The organism is Streptomyces sp. NBC_00989 (assembly GCF_045162655.1).
GTDB lineage: Bacteria > Actinomycetota > Actinomycetes > Streptomycetales > Streptomycetaceae > Streptomyces.
Genome location: NZ_CP108728.1, coordinates 7,054,283 through 7,072,767 on the forward strand (window position 1 = coordinate 7,054,283; position 18,485 = coordinate 7,072,767).

The 18,485-nt window shown below is 70.3% G+C and carries 17 protein-coding genes and 1 pseudogene; 11 read left to right on the top strand and 7 right to left on the bottom strand.

Annotated features, from left to right (window positions below; genetic code table 11):
* Positions 1 to 4 precede the first annotated feature (4 nt).
* From OG714_RS31430 to OG714_RS31440, 3 genes are all read left to right on the top strand, one after another.
* A complete protein-coding gene (locus OG714_RS31430) occupies positions 5 to 298 on the top strand; it encodes a DUF6412 domain-containing protein (RefSeq protein WP_406126030.1) in 294 nt (97 codons plus the stop codon).
* Between the two features lie 90 nt (positions 299 to 388).
* Entirely contained in the window at positions 389 to 1,069 is a 681-nt protein-coding gene (locus OG714_RS31435) for a YidC/Oxa1 family membrane protein insertase (RefSeq protein WP_406126031.1), read from the top strand.
* A 139-nt stretch (positions 1,070 to 1,208) separates the two neighbouring features.
* The gene (locus OG714_RS31440) at positions 1,209 to 2,066 is read left to right on the top strand and encodes a fumarylacetoacetate hydrolase family protein (protein WP_406126033.1); all 858 of its coding nucleotides are present in this window, start codon (positions 1,209 to 1,211) and stop codon (positions 2,064 to 2,066) included.
* 106 nt (positions 2,067 to 2,172) lie between these two features.
* On the opposite strand, the gene OG714_RS31445 is transcribed toward OG714_RS31440, so the two are convergent.
* The 3 genes from OG714_RS31445 to OG714_RS31455 all read right to left on the bottom strand — a co-directional run bounded on the left by OG714_RS31445 (position 2,173) and on the right by OG714_RS31455 (position 4,739).
* Entirely contained in the window at positions 2,173 to 3,051 is an 879-nt protein-coding gene (locus OG714_RS31445) for an LLM class F420-dependent oxidoreductase (RefSeq protein ID WP_406126035.1), read from the bottom strand.
* A gap of 87 nt (positions 3,052 to 3,138) precedes the next feature.
* Positions 3,139 to 3,657, bottom strand: coding sequence for a heme-degrading domain-containing protein (locus tag OG714_RS31450; protein WP_406126037.1), 519 nt, complete (start codon positions 3,655 to 3,657; stop codon positions 3,139 to 3,141).
* Entirely contained in the window at positions 3,654 to 4,739 is a 1,086-nt protein-coding gene (locus tag OG714_RS31455; protein ID WP_406126039.1) for a Gfo/Idh/MocA family oxidoreductase, read from the bottom strand. Before OG714_RS31455 ends, OG714_RS31450 begins: the two co-directional genes overlap by 4 nt.
* Before the next feature lie 56 nt (positions 4,740 to 4,795).
* On the opposite strand from OG714_RS31455, the gene OG714_RS31460 reads away from it, so the two are divergent.
* From OG714_RS31460 to OG714_RS31480, 5 genes are all read left to right on the top strand, one after another.
* Entirely contained in the window at positions 4,796 to 6,094 is a 1,299-nt protein-coding gene (locus OG714_RS31460) for an ROK family protein (RefSeq protein ID WP_406126041.1), read from the top strand.
* A 166-nt stretch (positions 6,095 to 6,260) separates the two neighbouring features.
* Positions 6,261 to 7,049 (top strand): hypothetical protein, encoded by a 789-nt coding sequence (locus tag OG714_RS31465; RefSeq protein WP_406126042.1) that lies wholly within the window; start codon positions 6,261 to 6,263, stop codon positions 7,047 to 7,049.
* A 78-nt stretch (positions 7,050 to 7,127) separates the two neighbouring features.
* A complete protein-coding gene (locus OG714_RS31470) occupies positions 7,128 to 7,883 on the top strand; it encodes a GntR family transcriptional regulator (protein WP_406126044.1) in 756 nt (251 codons plus the stop codon).
* 132 nt (positions 7,884 to 8,015) lie between these two features.
* Positions 8,016 to 9,140 (top strand): TIGR03364 family FAD-dependent oxidoreductase, encoded by a 1,125-nt coding sequence (locus OG714_RS31475; RefSeq protein ID WP_406126046.1) that lies wholly within the window; start codon positions 8,016 to 8,018, stop codon positions 9,138 to 9,140.
* A gap of 26 nt (positions 9,141 to 9,166) precedes the next feature.
* A complete protein-coding gene (locus tag OG714_RS31480; RefSeq protein ID WP_406126048.1) occupies positions 9,167 to 9,859 on the top strand; it encodes a phosphonatase-like hydrolase in 693 nt (230 codons plus the stop codon).
* A gap of 29 nt (positions 9,860 to 9,888) precedes the next feature.
* On the opposite strand, the gene OG714_RS31485 is transcribed toward OG714_RS31480, so the two are convergent.
* Positions 9,889 to 10,668 carry an HAD-IIA family hydrolase gene (locus OG714_RS31485; RefSeq protein WP_406126050.1) on the bottom strand — a complete coding sequence of 260 codons (780 nt, stop codon included), beginning with the start codon at positions 10,666 to 10,668 and terminating at the stop codon, positions 9,889 to 9,891.
* 146 nt (positions 10,669 to 10,814) lie between these two features.
* On the opposite strand from OG714_RS31485, the pseudogene OG714_RS31490 reads away from it, so the two are divergent.
* Together OG714_RS31490 and OG714_RS31495 are read left to right on the top strand one after the other, a co-directional pair.
* Positions 10,815 to 11,351, top strand: a pseudogene (locus OG714_RS31490) (hypothetical protein); the annotation flags it as partial.
* A gap of 225 nt (positions 11,352 to 11,576) precedes the next feature.
* Entirely contained in the window at positions 11,577 to 12,260 is a 684-nt protein-coding gene (locus OG714_RS31495; protein ID WP_406126051.1) for a class F sortase, read from the top strand.
* Positions 12,261 to 12,509: 249 nt separating this feature from the next.
* Here OG714_RS31495 and OG714_RS31500 read toward each other — a convergent pair whose 3' ends face one another.
* Positions 12,510 to 13,253, bottom strand: a complete 744-nt coding sequence (locus tag OG714_RS31500; RefSeq protein WP_406126053.1) for an ANTAR domain-containing protein — start codon at positions 13,251 to 13,253, stop codon at positions 12,510 to 12,512.
* Positions 13,254 to 13,428: 175 nt separating this feature from the next.
* On the opposite strand from OG714_RS31500, the gene OG714_RS31505 reads away from it, so the two are divergent.
* Positions 13,429 to 14,457 (top strand): glycoside hydrolase family 6 protein, encoded by a 1,029-nt coding sequence (locus OG714_RS31505; protein WP_406126055.1) that lies wholly within the window; start codon positions 13,429 to 13,431, stop codon positions 14,455 to 14,457.
* A 105-nt stretch (positions 14,458 to 14,562) separates the two neighbouring features.
* Here the strand turns inward: OG714_RS31505 and OG714_RS31510 are convergent, their stop codons facing one another.
* Together OG714_RS31510 and OG714_RS31515 are read right to left on the bottom strand one after the other, a co-directional pair.
* Complete coding sequence (locus OG714_RS31510; protein WP_406126057.1) at positions 14,563 to 16,497, bottom strand: galactose oxidase-like domain-containing protein; 1,935 nt, start codon at positions 16,495 to 16,497, stop codon at positions 14,563 to 14,565.
* Positions 16,494 to 18,464, bottom strand: a complete 1,971-nt coding sequence (locus OG714_RS31515; protein WP_406126059.1) for a glycosyltransferase family 2 protein — start codon at positions 18,462 to 18,464, stop codon at positions 16,494 to 16,496. The genes OG714_RS31510 and OG714_RS31515 overlap by 4 nt, the downstream gene beginning before the upstream one ends.
* Positions 18,465 to 18,485 lie beyond the last annotated feature (21 nt).

The window sequence follows — 18,485 nt, forward strand, 5'->3', positions numbered from 1 at the left end:
GACCATGAATCACCAGCATCGGGCGAGTGCCCTGCTGCTCTTCTTCCTGCTCCCGATGGTGCTGCTGGACACCGGCAGCCTCCCGGCCGCCGTCGCGCTCGCCGCGACCGGCACCGCCCTCGCCGTCTGCGCCCTCCTCACCGCGCGCAGCGCACCCGCCGTACCGCCCACCCGGGTCCGTACGGCCATCCGCGACCGCGCCCGGCGCACGGCGTTCCTGCCCCAGCGCGACCCCGACGCCTCGGGCCGCCCCCGCCCCCGAGCCCCCGGACACACCCTCCGGACGACCACCGCGTAGGCATTCCCAGAAGCCCTTTCCGCCTCCGCGCGGGGTCGTCCCGTCGCCATGCCCACTCCCGGCACGACGAGACCCACGGAGGGCTCACCCATGTCCGTCTTCGCTGCCCTGGTCGACCAACTCGCCGACCTGCTCCACCCGTTGTTCGGCCCGGCCGCGGCCGCCGCCGCGATCGTCCTGTTCACCGCTCTCGTACGACTCCTCGTGCATCCCCTGTCGCGGGCCGCGGCGCGCGGGCAGCGGGCGCGGGCCCAACTCCAGCCGCGGATCGCCGAGTTGCGGAAGCGGTACGCGAAGCAGCCCGAGAAGCTGCGGAAGGCCGTACTCGACCTGCACACCGAGGAGAAGGTGTCCCCGCTGTCCGGGATCCTGCCGAGCCTGCTCCAACTCCCGGCGTTCTTCCTCCTCTACCGCCTGTTCTCCGGCGGCGGCGACGGCCTCCTCTCCCACCGGCTCTTCGCCGCGCCGCTCGGCGGACGCTGGACCGACGCGCTCGCCGGGGACGGGATGTTCGGGCCGGCCGGACTCGTCTACGTCGGGCTGTTCCTCGTCGTCGCCGCGGTCGCGACCTTCACCTACGTCCGCACCCGCCGCACGGCCGCGGACACAAGTACAGGTACGGGCACGGGCACCGGCGCCCTCGGCAAGGTGCTGCCGCTCCTGTCCTACGGCACGCTGATCACCGTGGCCGTCGTGCCGCTCGCCGTCGCGCTGTACGTGGTGACCAGCGCGGCCTGGAGCGCCGTGGAACGGGCGGTTCTCTACATGTGACGACAGCCTGACGGCCCGTGGTTACGGTCCAGTCCGTGAACCAGGTATTGCGGACTGGACCGTGAGCTTGGAGGATCGACCAGTCCTCCGATGGCTGCACCCATCGGTCGACCGCCCGCGATCGATGGAGATGGTGAACATGAAGCTGCTGCGAGTCGGTACGGCGGGGGCGGAGCGGCCCGCGCTGCTCGACGCCGAGGGAACCCTGCGGGACCTGTCCGGCATCGTCCCGGACATCGACGGGCCGCTGCTCGCCGACACCGCCGCGCTGGGCCGGATCCGGGCCGCGGCCGACGCCGGGGAGCTGCCCGCGCTGGACGCCGACGGGCTGCGGGTCGGGCCGCCGCTGGCACGGATCGGCAAGGTCGTGTGCATCGGGCTGAACTACCACGACCACGCCCGCGAGACCGGCGCCGAGCCGCCCGCCGAGCCGGTCATCTTCTTCAAGGCCGCGGACACGGTCGTCGGACCGTACGACACGGTGCTCGTCCCCCGCGGGTCGGTGAAGACCGACTGGGAGGTCGAACTCGCCGTCGTCATCGGGCGTACGGCGCGTTATCTGGAGTCCCACGAGGAGGCGCTCGCGCATGTCGCGGGGTACGCGGTCGCGCATGACGTGTCCGAGCGGGAGTTCCAGATCGAGCGGGGCGGGACGTGGGACAAGGGGAAGAACTGCGAGACGTTCAACCCGCTGGGGCCGTGGCTGGTGACGGCGGACGAGGTCGACGATCCGCAGGGGTTGTCGCTGCGGCTGTGGGTGAACGGGGAGTTGAAGCAGGACGGGACGACGGCCGAGCAGATCTTCCCGGTGGCCGAAGTGGTGCGGTATGTCAGCCAGTTCATGACGTTGTACCCCGGGGATGTCATCAACACCGGTACGCCGGCGGGGGTTGCTCTCGGGCAGCCTGAGCCCAAGCCGTTCTTGCGGGCCGGGGATGTTGTGGAGCTGGAGATCTCGGGGTTGGGCAAGCAGCGGCAGGAGTTCAAGGACGCCTAAGGGGTGGGGGCTGCGTGTTGTCTTGCGGGTGCGCGGCCGTTGCGGCTGGTCGCGCCCACGCGGCGGAGCCGCATATGAACACGGCCCCGCGCCCCTAAAAGAGGACTCACGTCAGCAGAGAGGCGAGCCTGCGCCATGCCTCGCGGGGGAGGTCTTCGCGGGAGCTGCCGTCCACCACCTGTAGCGCCACATGGTCCGCGCCCGCCGCCACGAAGTCGTCGATGTGGGCGCGGATCTGGGCGTCCTCACCCCATGCGAACACCGCGTCCACCAAGCGGTCGCTGCCGCCGTTGGCGATGTCGGACTCGGTGAAGCCGTTGCGGAGGAAGTTGTTGGTGTAGTTGGGGAGGGTCAGGTACATGGCCAGGTAGTCGCGGGCCAGGGTGCGGGCCCGGGTCGGGTCGGTCTCCAGGACGACCTTCAACTCCGGTGCCAGCAGCGGGGTTTCGCCGAGGATGGCGCGGGCCTTGGCCGTGTGCTCGGGCGTGACCAGGTACGGGATCGAGCCGGCCGAGCGGTCGCGGGCCAGCTCCAGGGTCTTCGGGCCCAGGGCGGCCAGGAGGCGGCGGTCGGCGGGGACTCCGGCGGTGTCCAGGGCGTCCAGGTAGCTCACGAGAGCCGAGTACGGGCGGCGGTACTGGTCCGCCAGCTTGGCGTGGCTCACCCCGAGGCCGAGCAGGAAGCGGCCGGGGTGGGCCGCCTCCAACTCCGCGAAGCCCGCGGCGCTTTCGGCCGCGTCGTACTGCCAGATGCTCTGGATGCTGGTGCCCACGGCGAGTGTCGAGGTCGCCTCGACCAGCGGTACGGCGTGCCGGGCGGCGCTGCTGCCGCCCAACCACACCGCGCCGTAACCGAGTCGCTCCAACTCGGCCGCCGCGTCGGCGAGTTCACCGCGCCGGGCCGGGTCCTCGGAGCGCAGGCCCGCGCTCCAGATGCCGTACCGCCCGACCGTCTCCCTCAGCTTCTTCGGCGTATCGCTGCTCATCGCTGCTGTTCCCTCCACTGTCGGACCTGGCCCTGTGAGCCCTGTGGACAGTGCCAACCGGAGTCGGGTCCCGCTTAATCCCGTCGTTCAATCCCGTCGTTCGTCGCCCAGGAACTGCTCCAGCGCCGCCACCACGAACCGGTGGTCCTGCAACTGCGGCAACCCGCTCACCGTCACCGCGCCGATCACGCCGACGCCCTCGACCCTGATCGGGAACGAGCCGCCGTGGGCCGCGTACTCGTCGGGGTCGAGGCGGGAGGAGTCCTCGAAGGTGGTGCCCTTGGCGCGGTAGCGGGTGCCGACCAGGTAGGAGGCGGCGCCGAAGCGTTCGACCACCTTGCGCTTGCGGTCGATCCACGCGTCGTTGTCGGGAGCCGAGCCCGGCAGTGCCGCGTGGAAGAGCTGCTGGCCGCCGCGCCGGATGTCGATGGCGACCGGGGCCTGGCTCTCGCGGGCCAGTTCCACGAGGAGCGAACCCAGTGCCCACGCGTCGTCGTAGGTGAAGCGCTGGAACACCAAGTGCCGTTCCTGCGCTTCGAGTTCCTCGACCGTCGGGGTGATCTCGGGGGCGATCCGCTGGGTGATCGCGGGCTTGTGCTGGGTCACAGGGTCACCGTCACTCCGTCGCGGGCGCTGCGGCGCGCGGCTTCCAGTACGTCGAGGGTGGCGGCCGCCTCCAGGGCGGTCACCGGGTTGGGGGCGCCGTCACGGAGGGCGGCGGCGACGGCCGCGTAGTACGCGGGGTAGTCGCCGGGGAGGGTCGGCTCGGGGTGGCCGCCACCGGTGAGCGGGGACTCGCCGGAACCGACACGGCCGTAGAGCGACTCGGGTTCCTGGCCCCAGTTCTTCTCGACGTCCGGCCGCTTGCCGTCGCGCAGGTCCGCCTCCTGGGGGTCGAGGCCGTACTTCACGTAGCCCGCCTTGGAGCCCAGCACCCGGAAGCGCGGGCCCAGTTGGGCGGTGGTCGCGGAAACGTACAGGTGTGAGCGGACGCCGTTCGTGTGGGTCAGCGCGAAGAAGGTGTCGTCGTCCGTCTCCGCGCCCGGGCGGCGGATGTCCGACTCGGCGTACACGGAGGCGACGGGGCCGAAGAGGGTCAGCGCCTGGTCCACGACGTGGCTGCCGAGGTCGTAGAGGAGACCTCCGATCTCTGCCGGGTCGCCGGACTCGCGCCAGCCGCCCTTGGACTGCGGGCGCCAGCGCTCGAACCGGGACTCGAAGCGCCACACGTCACCCAGCTCGCCCTCGGCGAGGAGCTTGCGGAGGGTCAGGAAGTCGTTGTCCCAGCGGCGGTTCTGGAAGACGGAGAGGAGCAGGTCGTGCTGGTCCGCGAGGGCCGCCAGCTCGCGGGCCTCGGCCGCCGTGCCGGCGATCGGCTTGTCCACGACGACCGGGAGGCCGGCCTTCAGGGCGGTGGTCGCGAGCGCGACGTGCGTCTTGTTCGGGGACGCGATGACGATCAGGTCCAGGTCGTCGGCGCGGGCGAACAGTTCCTCGGGGGTCGCGGCCGTGCGGACGTCCGGGAACTCCGCGCGGGCCTGTTCCTGCCGCTCCGGGTTCGAGGTGACGACCGTGTCGAGGGCGAGGCCCTCGGTGGCGGCGATCAGCGGGGCGTGGAAGACGGAGCCCGCGAGGCCGTAGCCGACGAGCCCGACGCGGAGGGGTGTGCGAGTCGTGCGTCCAGTCATGCCCTCCACTTTCGCAACGCTGTTGCCAAAGTGCAAGTGGTGGGGACAATGGGGGTGTGAACAACAGCGCGCGGGGCGGGACCGGGAGCGGAACCCGAACGGCTACGGGGGCGGGTACGGGTACGGGCGTGGTGGGCGCGAATCTGCTCGCCGTGCGCAGCCACAACACCGCGCTGGTCCTCGACCTGCTGCGGACGGCCGGCACGGCCGGGATCAGCCGCCTCGAACTCGCCGACCGCACCGGGCTCACCCCGCAGGCCGTCAGCAAGATCACCGCCAGGCTCCGCGACTCCGGCCTCGTCGCGGAGGCGGGCCGGCGTGCGTCCACTGGCGGGAAACCGCGCACGGTCCTGCGGTTGGTGCCGGAGGCCGGGCATGCGGTGGGGGTGCATCTGGACCGGGACGAGCTGCGGGTGGTGCTCGTGGATCTCATGGGCGCGGTGGTGGGGGAGCGGGGCGCTTCGCTGGATCTGGGGGCGGGGGCCGGGGTGGTCGTGGAGGCGGTGGCTCGGGAGGTCGAGCAGCTGGTCGGGGGCGCGGCGGTGCAAGGCGCGGCGGTGCAAGGGGTGGAGGGGCTGGTCGGGGACGCGGTCGGGGTCGTGTCCGTCCAGGAGACGGAGCGGCCGGCCGGGGAGGCCGTCGGGGACGTTGCCGGCCCGGGGGTGCGGGTGCCGGCCGGGGAAACGGTCGGGAGTCTGCTCGGCGTGGGCGTGGCCCTCCCCGGCCCCCTCGATCACGCCCACGGCATCCTGCACCGCGTCACCGGATTCCCCGAGTGGGACGGGTTTCCGCTGCGGGACGCGCTCGCCCGGCGGCTCGGGGTGCCTGTCGTGGTCGACAAGGACACGAACGCCGCCGCGCTGGGACTGGCCGTGGCCGGGGAAGGCGGGTCCTTCGCCTATCTGCATCTCGGGACCGGGCTCGGTGCCGGGCTGGTGATCGGCGGGGGTGTGCACCGGGGCGCGCGGACCGGGGCCGGGGAGTTCGGGCACCAGGTGATCCAGCTGGACGGGCCGCCCTGCGACTGCGGGAACCGGGGCTGTATCGAGGCCCTGTGCCTGGCCGCCGTAGCGCGCGGCGACGCGGATGAGGCGGCGCGGGTGCTCGGTGCCGGCGCCGCGAACCTCGTGGGCCTGCTCGACATCGACCTCGTGCTGCTGGGCGGCCGTACCGTCGCCGCCGACCCGGAGCCCTTCGTGCGCGGAGTCGCCGCCGTCCTCGGCGAACGCGCCCGGCGGGAGGGCGCGCGCGAGGCCGCCGTACCCGTACGGGTCGCCCCGGGCGGGGCGAGGGGCGTAGCGGAGGGGGCGGCGCAGTTGCTGCTGGGGCCGCTGTTCGGACGGGCGGACGGGTAGGACGGCAGGGGTGGGCGGCAGGTGGTCCGGAAGGTGTGGCACTCGCGCCGGATCTGTGACACGTCCGCCGAACAGGGGTTCCGCCGCGCCCGTTCGAGGCATTCGCGGCCCGCGACCGGCACGGCACCCCCGATCGGCGGCACCCGTCCGGCACGCTCATGTGCTTATGCGACTGCCCCTGAGACCGCGCACCCCACGGCGCACACCTCTGTCCCGGTCCCTGGCCCTCTGCCTCGCCGCAGCCGCCCCCCTCCTCACCACCGCACCACCGGCCCACGCGGCCGCCGCGGCTCCCGCCTGCGCCGCCCCCGACGCCCACGCCTTCCCCCTCACCACCCGTATCCACGACGGCCCCGACACCTACACGGCCGGCGGCGGCTACGGCACCTGGTACCTCGACCTCACCAACACCACCGCCCGCCGCTGCACCGCGATCCACCCGGTCGTCGTCCTCGTCGACCGGCAACGCGCCCTGAAACCGTCCCAGCCCAGACTCGAGTTCTACGACGGCACCCGCTCGCGCCCCTATCCGGTCCACTTCGAGAAGACCGACGAGGCCGAACTCGTCGGCGCCTTCGACGACGGCTTCCCGGGCTTCACCGTCGACCCCGGCAAGACCCTCACGGTGAAGGTCCGCCTCGCGCTCGCCCCGGACACCGTGGCGAACGAGATCACCGCCGACGCGGCCGTCGTACAACGCCATGCCGACGACGGGGACTGGATCGGTCAGTCGAACGACTACCGCTTCGACGTCGAGGCCGCCGCCCCGGGATCCACCGCCCCCGCCACCTCCACGACGACTCCCGCGCCCACCGCCACCGGGCCTGTCGAGGACCTCTCGTTCACCGACGAACTCGCCCGCACCGGCATCGGCACCGGACACCTCGTCCTCGCCGCCGTATCCGTCCTCCTCGTCACCACCGGCACCCTGCTGCTGGCCCGGAGGCGCCGCTAGGGCCTGTCCGGCACGCGGGGCGTGGTGATCCGCCGGACAGGTCCTGGCGCGGCCCGTCGCTTCTGCGACGATCTCCCCGTGGACTACCCGAACGACCAGGCCCCCGGCGCCCCCGTCCGCTCCGGCATCCCGGAGCACGGCCGCATCCCCAAGTACTACGCGGTCAAGGCCCAAATCGCCGTGCTCGTCGACGAGTTGGGGGAGGGCGGTCTGATCCCCACCGAGCGCGACCTGTCCGAGCGGTTCGAGGTCGCCCGCGAGACCGTGCGGCAGGCGCTGCGGGAACTCGTGCTGGAGGGCAGGCTGCGCCGGCAGGGCCGCGGCACGGTCGTCGCGGGTCCCAAACTGGAGCAGCCGCTGTCCCTGGCCAGCTACACCGAGGGCGTACGGCGGCAGGGGCGCACCCCCGGCCGCAGCCTCGTCACGCTCGACCGCTTCCCCTGCACCGACGCGCTCGCCGCCGAGACCGGCCTGACCCGCGGCGAACCCGTCTGGCACCTGGAGCGCGTCCTGCTCGCCGACGAGGAGCGGGTCGGCCTCGAGAGCACCTATGTCTCCGTCGCCCGAGTCCCGCACCTGGACAGGGACTTCGAGCCCGACTCCTCCTTCTACGGCTACCTGAGCGCCCGTGGCATCCACTTCGGCGACGCCGACGAACGCATCGAGACCGTGCTCGCCACCCCGCGCGAGGCCCTCCTCATCGGCACCCCGCCGGCCCTCCCGATGCTCCTGATCCACCGCGTGTCACGGGACACGGCGGGCCGCCCGCTGGAACGGGTGCGGGGCCTGTACCGGGGCGACCGCTTCTCCTTCACCACGCACCACCGCGGCTGAGAAACACGGACGCTCTACGGCCTCCGATCATCACAGATTGATAACGGGTCTAGCCCAAACGTGATGGGTCGTTCACGCTTTCGTCGGGAGCCGGACCTTTCCGGTTCCCGGATCGCGAGGAGCGTGGCCGTCGTGAGAGTGACAGTCGTCGGAGGCGGCGTGGTGGGCACCATGCACGCCTGGCAAGCGGTGGAACGCGGCCATGAGGTCGTACAGATCGAGCGCGAGGCGGAGGCTCGCGGCGCTTCGCTGCGCAACTTCGGGCAGATCTGGGTGAGCGGCCGCGCGGGCGGTGAGGAACTCGAAACCGCCCTGCGGGCAAGGGAGTTGTGGGAAGAGATCGGGGCCCGCGTGCCCGGGCTCGGCTTCCGGGCCAACGGCTCGCTGACCCCCGTCCGGGGCGACCGTGAACTCGCCGTCGCCGAGGCCGCCGTGGCCCGCGAGGACTCCGCCGCCCGCGGCTACGAACTCCTCACCCCGGCCGAGGCCCGCGCCGTGAACCCCGCCCTGCGCGGCGACTTCACCGCCGCCCTGTACTGCGAGCGCGACGCGGCCGTCGAACCCCGCACCGCCCAACTCGCCCTGCGCGCCGAGCTGTCGAAGTCCCCGAACTACACCTTCCTGCCGGGCCGCGAGGTCCGCGAGGTCGTCGGCGGGCACGCGGTACGCGACGACCACGGGGACGTGCACGCCTCCGACACGGTCGTGCTGTGCACGGGCGCCTGGCTCGGCGGACTCGTCCGCGAACTCGCCGGACCCGAACTCCCCGTCCGCCGCGTCCGGTTGCAGATGATGCAGACCGACCCGCTCGGCGAACCGCTCACCACGTCGGTGGCCGACGCGGACAGCTTCCGCTACTACCCGGCCTACCGCGGCCAGGCCCTGGACCAGCTCAACGCCGGGCAGCCGCAGTTGCCGACACCGGCCGCGCACGCCATGCAACTCCTCATGGTGCAGCGCGCCGACGGCGGCCTGACCGTCGGCGACACCCACGAGTACGAGCACCCCTTCGCCTTCGACACCACCGAGGACCCCTACGACCACCTCGCCGAGGTCGTCGAGTCCTTCCTCGGCCGCCCCCTCCCGAAGATCCGCCGCCGCTGGGCCGGCGTGTACGCGCAGTGCACCGACCCCACCCGCGTCGTCCACCGCCAACAGGTGCGCGACGGCGTCTGGTTGGTCACCGGACCGGGCGGACGCGGCATGACCTGCTCCCCGGCGATCGCCGAGACCACCGCGAACGAACTGGACTGGTGAGACCCCTCATGACCTCCATAACCCCCATGACCTCCATAACCCCCGTGACCCCCACGACGCACGACATCCGTCTCGTCGTCCTCGACATGGCCGGCACCACCGTCGCCGACGGCGGTCTCGTCGAGGAGGCGTTCGCCGCTGCCGCCCGGCACATGGGCGCGGAACCCGACTCGATGCTCGACTACGTCCGCGCCACCATGGGCGAGTCCAAGATCTCCGTCTTCCGCCACCTGTTCGGCGAGGAGACCAAGGCCCAGGACGCCAACAAGGCCTTCGAAGCGGCGTACGCCGACCTCGTCGACGGCGGCCGGGTCGCCGCCCTGCCCGGCGCCCGCGAGACCATCGACACCCTCAAGTCCCAAGGCCGCACGGTCGTGTTGACGACCGGCTTCGCGCGCACCACCCAGGACGCGATCCTGGCCGCGCTCGGCTGGCGGGACCTCGCCCACCTCACGCTGTGCCCCGCCGACGCGGGCGGCCGGGGACGCCCGTACCCGGACATGGTGCTGACCGCCTTCCTGCGTACGGCGGTTGCCGACGACGTACGGCAGATCGCCGTCGTCGGCGACACCTCGTACGACATGCTCAGCGGGGTCCGCGCGGGGGCGGGCCTGGTCGCCGGGGTCCTGACCGGCGCCCACGACGCGGACGCGCTGCGGGCGGCCGGGGCGACCCAAGTCCTCGACGGCATCGGACAGTTGCCCGGAGTCCTCGCATAGCGACAAACAGCTGATCGCCCCCGGTCCGGTCAGATCAGGTCGACCAGGTCCGCGATGGACTCCACGACCTTCGTCGGCCGGTACGGGTAGCGCTCCACATCGCCCCTGGTCGTCAGCCCGGTGAGGACGAGGAAGGTCTCCATCCCGGCCTCCAGCCCGGCGAGGACGTCCGTGTCCATGCGGTCGCCGATCATGGCGCTGCTCTCCGAGTGCGCGCCGATGGTGTTCAGCGCCGACCGCATCATCAGCGGGTTCGGCTTTCCGACGAAGTAGGGCTCCTTGCCGGTCGCCTTGGTGATCAGCGCGGCCACGGAACCGGTGGCCGGCAGGGCGCCCTCGGGCGAGGGCCCGGTGTTGTCGGGGTTGGTGGCGATGAACCGGGCGCCGGAGTTGATCAGCCGGATCGCCTTGGTGAGGGCCTCGAAGGAGTAGGTCCGGGTCTCACCGAGGATCACGAAGTCGGGGTCGGAGTCGGTCAGCACGTACCCCGCGTCGTGCAGGGCCGTCGTCAGCCCGGCCTCGCCGATCACATAGGCGGTGCCGCCGGGGTGCTGGTTGTCCAGGAACGCGGCGGTGGCCAGCGCCGAGGTCCAGATGTTCTCCACCGGCACGTCGAGACCGATCCGGTTCAGCCGGGCGTGCAGGTCACGCGCGGTGTAGATCGAGTTGTTGGTGAGGACCAGGAACGGACGTCCCTTCTCACGCAGCGTCTTGATGAACGCGTCCGCGCCGGGCACCGGGACGCCCTCGTGCATCAGCACCCCGTCCATGTCGGTGAGCCACGATTCGATGGGCTTGCGCTCTGTCATGGGTGGGCACTCCTGCGGTACGCGGGCATGTGAGGTGACCATGCTATGCACCTTCCGGCGCCGTCCCCCATACGGAGCAGCGGGGCGTGGCTGAGGATGCGGCCGTCCGCTGTGAGGAGGAGTCTCCAGATATCTGGAGGTTCACGATGGGTTCACTGAAGGTCACACTCTGTGCGGGTGCCGCGGTGGTCCTCGCGGCGCTCACCCCGACGGCGTACGCGGCGGACGGCGGCGGTGTCTCGGTGACCCCCGCCTCCCCGGCCCCCGGCGCCGACGTCGCGCTCAGGATCAGCGGCTGTACCGGTACGACGGGCACGGCGGCCTCGGCCGCGTTCGTCGCCGACGCCAGACTGGTCGGCGCGGCCGGCACCCTCGCCGGCGAGACCAAGGTCCGCACCTCGCTGGAACCGGGCAGCTACGACGTGAAGATCACCTGCGGGAGCGTGACGGTCAAGGGCGCGATCAAGGTCGTGGCGGATGCGTCGCGGTCACCGTCGACGGCCCCCTCCACCCCCGCCTCGCCCATCGCCCCCGTCCACGCGGGCGGCGGTGGTACGGCGCACCTCGCGGCCGTGGACGCGCGGGCTGCCGGTCCCGGTACCGCGCACGCGGTGGTGGGTCTGCTGCTGGCCGGTGTCGCCGCGGCGGCCGTGGCGCTGCGCAGCGCCCGCCGGAGCCTCAGGCCCTGTCGCCAAATTTCCGTCTGCCCGGCGACGCCCGGCACGCTCCCCCACAGCCTTGAGGGCGTGGGAGGTGCCCCCACTCGCCGCACCGGGCCCAGACCCAAGTACGTCCAGTACGAGGCTCCGGGCCCGGCACGCCGAGAGCACGCACCGGACGCCGCCGGGCCCGCCCTCCGGGCGGACGACGGGAATTTGACGACAGGGCCCAGGACGGGCTGACCGGCCATGTTCGATCACGACCGACCCGCCGAGCACGAGCGTTCCTCCGGCACCGGGCGGCTGCTGACCGGGGTCGCCTGGGCCGTGCTGCTGCTCGGGCTGTGGCTGTGGGGGCAGGACCTGACCGACATCCGGCTGGGCATATCCGCGCCTACGACCGGCGACGTGGCGGCGGTCGGACGCCCTCCGGAGGCCGAACTCCCGCCCGCGGCAAAGCCGTTGGGGAACGCGCTGCCGCAACGCATCGACATCCCCCAACTCGCCGTACAGGCACCGGTGGTGGCCCGCGGCCTGGACACGCAGGGCGCGATCGACCCGCCGCCGTTCGACCAGGCGGGCGTGGTCGGCTGGTACGGCAGCGGAGTGCGGCCCGGGGCCGTGGGCACCGCCCTGATGGTCGGGCACGTCGACACCGAGACCCGCCCCGCCGTCTTCTACAAGCTCAGCACGCTCCGCCCGGGCGGGACGATCCGCGTGATCCGCGACGACGGCAAGGTCGCCGAGTTCACCGTCGACGACGTACGCGTCCTGACCCGCGCCCACTTCGACGCCCAACAGGCCTACGGCACACGGCAGTCGGGCCGCGCCGAACTCCGCCTCATCACCTGCGGCGGCACCTTCGACCGCGCCGGCCGCAGCTACACGGCGAACGTGATCGTGTCCGCCTATCTCACCGGCACCGGACTGTGACAACCGGGCCCGGCCGGCGACCTGCTCCCCCCTGAAGCCGCCGACCGGGCTGGTCCTCAACCGCACGCGCACGGGCTGCGGGAGTAACCCGGCGAACGGCGCGGGAGGTCTGGAAAACCAGTGGTGGAAGGTGTGGACGTGGCCAGGGGCTGGGGCCGTTGGGGATGACTCTAGAACGAATGTGTGTCCGGGCCTAGAGGGCAAATAACGCCATGTCCCAGAGCAGTTGCTCGCTGTCATATGCACTGGTCACAGTCGATCCACAAGTCCCCCCTCGATCACCGCCCGCGCGACCCGGTCCAACGGCAGCCGGCGCCGCCGCGCGTGCCCGCGCAGCGCGATGAACGCCTCGTCGGTACCGATGTGCCAGCGCTCGGCGAGCATCCCCTTGGCCTGCTCGATCCGCACCCGGCTCGACAGCGCCTCCTGCAACTGCCCGGCCAGGGAACGGGATTGTGCGTACGCGCGCTGGTTCTCCAGCCCCAGAGCGGCGGCGTCGGCGAGACCCTGCGCCACCGACACCTCCGAACCGCCGCCGTCCGAAGCGCGGTCGGGCAGCGCCGGCACGAACACGTTGAGCGCGCCGAGCGGCGTCTCGTGCCGCCGTACCGGCACCGCGAAGGTCGCCACGACGCCGTGCCGCAGGGCCCGTTCGGTGAACTCCGGCCAACGGGCGGCGGTGTGGGCCGCGTTGATCGACACCGGCGGTACGGGCCGCCCGGATCCGTAACTCTCCAGACAGGGACCGGAGTTGTGCTGGGCAGCCAGCAGATCGAGAGCCACCTCCTCCCGGCCGCCGCGCCTGCTCCCGGCCAGCGCCACCGCCTCACCGCCGTCGATCAGCACGATCCCGGCAGCCCAGGCGGACAGCAGCTCCACACAGTGATCGGCCAGCCGCCGCAGGTACTCCTCGGTGTCGAAGTCCTCGGTCAGGGTGTCGGCGGCCTCCACCAGCGCCGCGGCGAGCCGACCCTCCCGGGTCGTGTGGTGCATGACGGCCACCTCCCCCTGCCCCGCGACCGAGCCCGCCGGACAGCCCCTAGGTCGCCCACCTACCCCGAGGGGCGGAGGTGTAACAGCCGGACGACAACACCCGGGCGTTCTCGTGGGCGGCACGCCACGTATGTCACGATTGAGCCTTGGATCGGTACAGCCAAGGGGGAGTTGGATGTACGGCAGCCAGGGGACCCCGGTCTCCTTCGGCACACGGACGTCGGCACTGGTCCTGGGGGCGGCACTACTAATGACGGGGTGTTCCTCCTCGGGGGACGGAGACAGGAAACCCGACGCGAGCGCGGAGATCAGCCAGCGACCCGAGGGAGCCGACCCGATCTGGGTCAACCCGGACACCAACGCGGCCCGGCAGCTGGCCACTTACGTCAAGGCGGGCAGGACGGCCGACGCCGAACAGATCCGGAAGATCGCCGAGCAGCCGACCGGCGAGTGGATCGGCGCGGAGAACCCGAAGGCGGAGGCCCAGGGCTTCACCGAGGCCGCCGACCGGGCCGGCCGCACCGCACTCCTGGTCCTCTACAACATCCCGCACCGCGACTGCGGCCAGTACTCCCAGGGCGGCGCGGGCGACGGCGACGCGTACCGCGCGTGGATCGACGCGGTGGCCGAGGGCATCGCGACCCGCGCGGCGACGGTGATCCTGGAACCGGACGCGCTCCTGCACCTGGTGGACGGCTGCACCCCGGCGCAGTACCAGGCGGAGCGCTACGACCTGCTCGCCTACGCGATCACCAAGCTCAAGTCCCTCAAGAACACAAAGGTCTACCTGGACGCCGGAAACGCGGGCTGGGGCCACCCCGACGAGATCTACCAGCCCCTCCAGCGAGCCGGCATCACCAAGGCCGACGGCTTCGCGGTGAACGTCTCCAACTTCTACTCCACCCAGGACTCCATCGCCTACGGCAAACAACTCTCGGCCAAGACCGCCGACAAACACTTCGTCATCGACACCAGCCGCAACGGCAACGGACCGTATACGGACGGCGACACAGACGAGAACTGGTGCAACCCACCAGGCAGGGCCTTGGGAGAAACCCCCACGACGAAGACCGCAGACCCCCTGGTGGACGCCTACTTGTGGATCAAACGCCCGGGGGAGTCGGACGGCGAGTGCAAGGGCGGCCCCAAGGCGGGCCAGTGGTGGCCGAGTTACGCACTGAAGTTGGCCAAGTCTTCCAACTAGCACACAGCCCCACGCTCTGTTTTAGGGGCGCGGGGCTGTATCGATTCGCGGCTCCGCCGCGTGCGCGCGACCAGCCCCCACGAACCCGAACCCAAAAAACAACCCCTACGGCACCTTCACCCACACCGCCTTACTCGGCGTCCCCTGATCGTCGTCCACAAACAGCATGTACCACCCCGACTGCACCAGATTCCGATCCTTCGGCACAGTCACCGTGATCTTGTTCCCAGCCGTCTTGAAGTCCAGTGCAACAGACCGCTGATCAACATCCGTGACATGCGTGGACGCGCTCGGCCGAATCAACCGCACCTTCTTGATCGAAGAAGCGTGCGCCGAGCTGAACGTCCCCGACGAGCCCCGAGCAATGGACTCCGGCCCCCCGGAAATATCCGGCCGAGAATCCCGGTAGAGATACGGCGGCGTATAGATCTCGATCCGCTGCTCGAAAACCCCCGGCTTCGTGTTCGCCTTGTCCGCGTACAACGGATTGGACCCGAAGAACATCACCCGCCCGTTCGGCAACAGAATCGACCCGGAGTGGTAGTTCCGCCCCACCAGCGGATCGGCGACCTCCTCGAAACTCCTCGTGTCCGGGTGGTACAGCCGAGCCTGAAGGATGTCGGACTCACTGCGCCCCCGATAATCCTCGGACCCACCGGAAACCAGCACGGTGTCATCAGGCAGGATCGAGGTCTGCGGATACCGGGTCCCCTTCTCCAGCGAAGGCCCGTCCACGAACGTGGGACTCGCGTCCTTCAGATCGACGAGCCGCGTCTTGTTGGTGGACAACCTCGACTCACCAACACCCCCACCCCCGATGACCATGTACTTCTCGTCCTGAGCCGGAGGCAACAGCACGGTCGCCGAGGTCTCCAGCATGTTCGGGTCACTGAGCCCCGGCACCTTGGTGAACGAGTTGGTGCCGACGTCCCAGATCCCGGGATCACGCCCCACGTTGTCCGGCCCGTACCCCGCATTGGACCCCGAGTAGAACAACTTCCCGTTCTCCGTCAGGAACAGCGCCGGATACGTGGGGAACTGCCGCTTCGTCTTCGTGTACGTCCACCTCTTGGTCGCCGGATCGAAGATCTCATTCTTCCCCGGCACCAACTGCCCGATGTCATCCAGCCCGGAAACGCTGAGCACCTTCCCGTCGCTCAACGTCGTCAACGTCGGATACCACCGGGCCTCCTTCATCGGATCGACCTTGATGTACTTCTCGGCGACCGGATCGAACTCGTACGCGTTCTTGATCCCCTCGAAGTCCCGCTTGTCGAGCCCGAACTTGTTCCCGATGCCATACGTGTTGCGCTCGTCGGCGCCGGTAAGGCCCTGGATCCGGTAGTTGTCCTGGGTCCCGGTCTCGTACTTGGTGCCCTCTTTCGGCGCCTCGACGACGACCCGGGCGTAACCGGGGTTGTTCCGCAGGAACCTGCCAGTGCTCTTGTCGAACACCTTGGTCGCGCGCGGGATCAGCGCCGAGTCCGTGGACAAGAACGACTTGCCGTTCGCCTTGCCGGTGAACTTCGTGCCCCGGGGCAAGGTCATCGGCTTGTCGGGATTCTCGTTGTAGAGAATCATGACCCCGCCGGCCTTCTTGACGTCACCCTTCAGTTTCTCGTACTTCTGGGTACCGCCCGCGATGAGGATGTTGCCGTTGGCGAGTTGGGTGTGCCCCGTGCAGAACAGGTCGGCCGGAGTCGGGACCTTCTTGATGGTCCCCTTCACGGGATCCCAGATCCGCGACTCGAACTTCTTCGCGTTGAAGTTGTCCTGGTTGTTGCCCGAGCCCGCGACGAGCAGCACCTTCCCGGTGTGCAGGAGCACCGCGTGAATGGTGTCCTGCCGGTACTCCTCGGGGAACTGGACGATGTCCCAATGCCCGTTGTCTGCTTTGTACTCGGGCTTGTTGATGACGTACTGGTGGTATCTCTCGGTCCCGAATCTGTACAGCCAGGGCCCGTTCATCCCGGCCAGGGCGAGTACGACCACCGTGCTGATCGCGAGTCGACGGGCACGGCGCCGGCCGGCTTCCTTCATTCCTTACGACCCCCCGGTCCACCGAGCGCGATCTGCATGGTCTGCTCGCCACCGCTGTTCGTGCCCGTGCCCGACGCCACCCAACTGGGCCTCTGCTGAGGGGCATGCGAGACCGGCACCGGCTTTGGCGGCGGAACGGCGTCCTGCGGCTCGACCGGGACGACGGGCGACGGCCGCTTCCTCTCCTGCCGCAGCATGTACCGCCACGCCAGGATCGGCGACGCGGTGATCAGCAGGGCGACCGTGGCCCAGGTGATCATCGCCGGGTGGGAGTGCCCGTTCCCGAACCCGGCCATCAGCGACCCGCCGAAGACCAGGATGAAGAACCAGTGCACCCGGAACGTCCCGAACAGCGTGTCGGGGCTGGCCGAATCACCCTTCGGCGTGACCACGAACCTGCTCTTGCGCCGCAGCACGGCGTCCAGCAGCGAGCGGGCGTATATCGGCGCCGACAGCGCCGACATCACCATGCCCGCGACCCCGCCCGACCCCTCCGGCTCGTGCGGCGAGACGTTGTGCCGCCGGTTCCAGATGTACAGGCCGATCTGCAGCGCGGACGCGTTGCCGTAGAGCATCAGCCACATCGTCGGGTCGATGTTCACGCCCGAGGCGCCCAGTCCCAGGAACAGGGCGCAACTCAGCGCCGCCAGTATCCAGTTGAGGGCCGACATCGGGTAGAAGATGATCATCATCGTGTAGTTGAAGAGCTTGCCCGGAGGCATCGAGAAGAAGCCCTTCCAGTACTGCTTGAGGATTGTCTCGTACGTCCCTCTGGACCACCGGAGCTGCTGGGTGAAGAAGTCCGTCCAGGCGCTGGGCCCTTCGCCGACCGCGAGCACGTCCGGCGTGTAGACCGACTTCCACTTCTTCCCGGTCGCCGGGTTCTTGGCCCGGTGCATCTCGAATCCCGTGGCCATGTCCTCGGTGATCGAGTCGTACAGCCCGCCGATCTGCTGAAGTGCCTTGATCCGTACGGCATTCGACGTGCCGACGAACATCGGCGAGCCGTAGCGGTTGCCGGCGCGCTGGATCAGGGCGTGGAAGAGGAACTGCTGCGACTCGGCGGCCTTGGTGACCGGGCCCTCGTAATTGCCGTACACCTGGGGGCCGATGACGAATCCGACGTCCGGGTCGCGGAAGAAACCCAGCATCCGCTCCAGGTAGTTGGGCAGCGGCACGTGGTCGGTGTCGACGGAGGCGAAGTAGTCGTACTCGTCGCCGTGCGCCTCCAGCCAGGCGTTGTAGTTGCCGTGCTTGGTCCTCGCGCGGTGGGCGCCCTTGGGCCGGTTCCACTTCTCGACTCCCTTGCGGGTGAAGTGGTGTACGCCGAGCCGTCCGCAGACGGCCTTGACCTCGGGGTCGTCGCCCTCGTCCAGCAGCCACACGTGCAACAGGCCCCGGTGGCGCAGCCGTACGGCCGCCTCCAGGGTCCTGGTGACCATGTCCAGGGGTTCCTTGCCGGGCACGAACGTCGTGATGAACGCGACGCGTGTGCCGGTCTCGGGCACCACCGGGACCGGGTCGCGGGCGACCAGCGTGGCGTGCGCGTTGGACAGCACGTTCATGCAGCGGAAGAACTCGATCAGACCGATCGCGACCAGCATCACGATGTCCAGCGCGGGCAGGAAGTCGTAGGCGGGATAGTCGCGTTGGGTCCAGTGCTTGGGCTGCATCAGCCAGCCCAGCAGGATCAGGGACAACAGCGGCGCCGCGCTCAGCATGAGCGCGGCGCGCATACGGTGTGTCTCCTGCGACAGCAGCGACCGGTACTGGACCTTGTACGGCCGGCCCGGTGCGGGTTGCGTGAGGGGTCCCGCCAGGCGGCTGTAGTGCTCGTAGTCGTATCTCGGAAGCGTGCTCTTGATCCGGCGGAAACCGCCGGTCCGGTGTCCCGGGACTCTGAGTTCGGTGGTTTGTGTTGGTGACGGGTCGAGGTTGTGCCGGGCGCCCGTCGGCGTCGACGTCATGAGTCATCCCCCCACACGCGA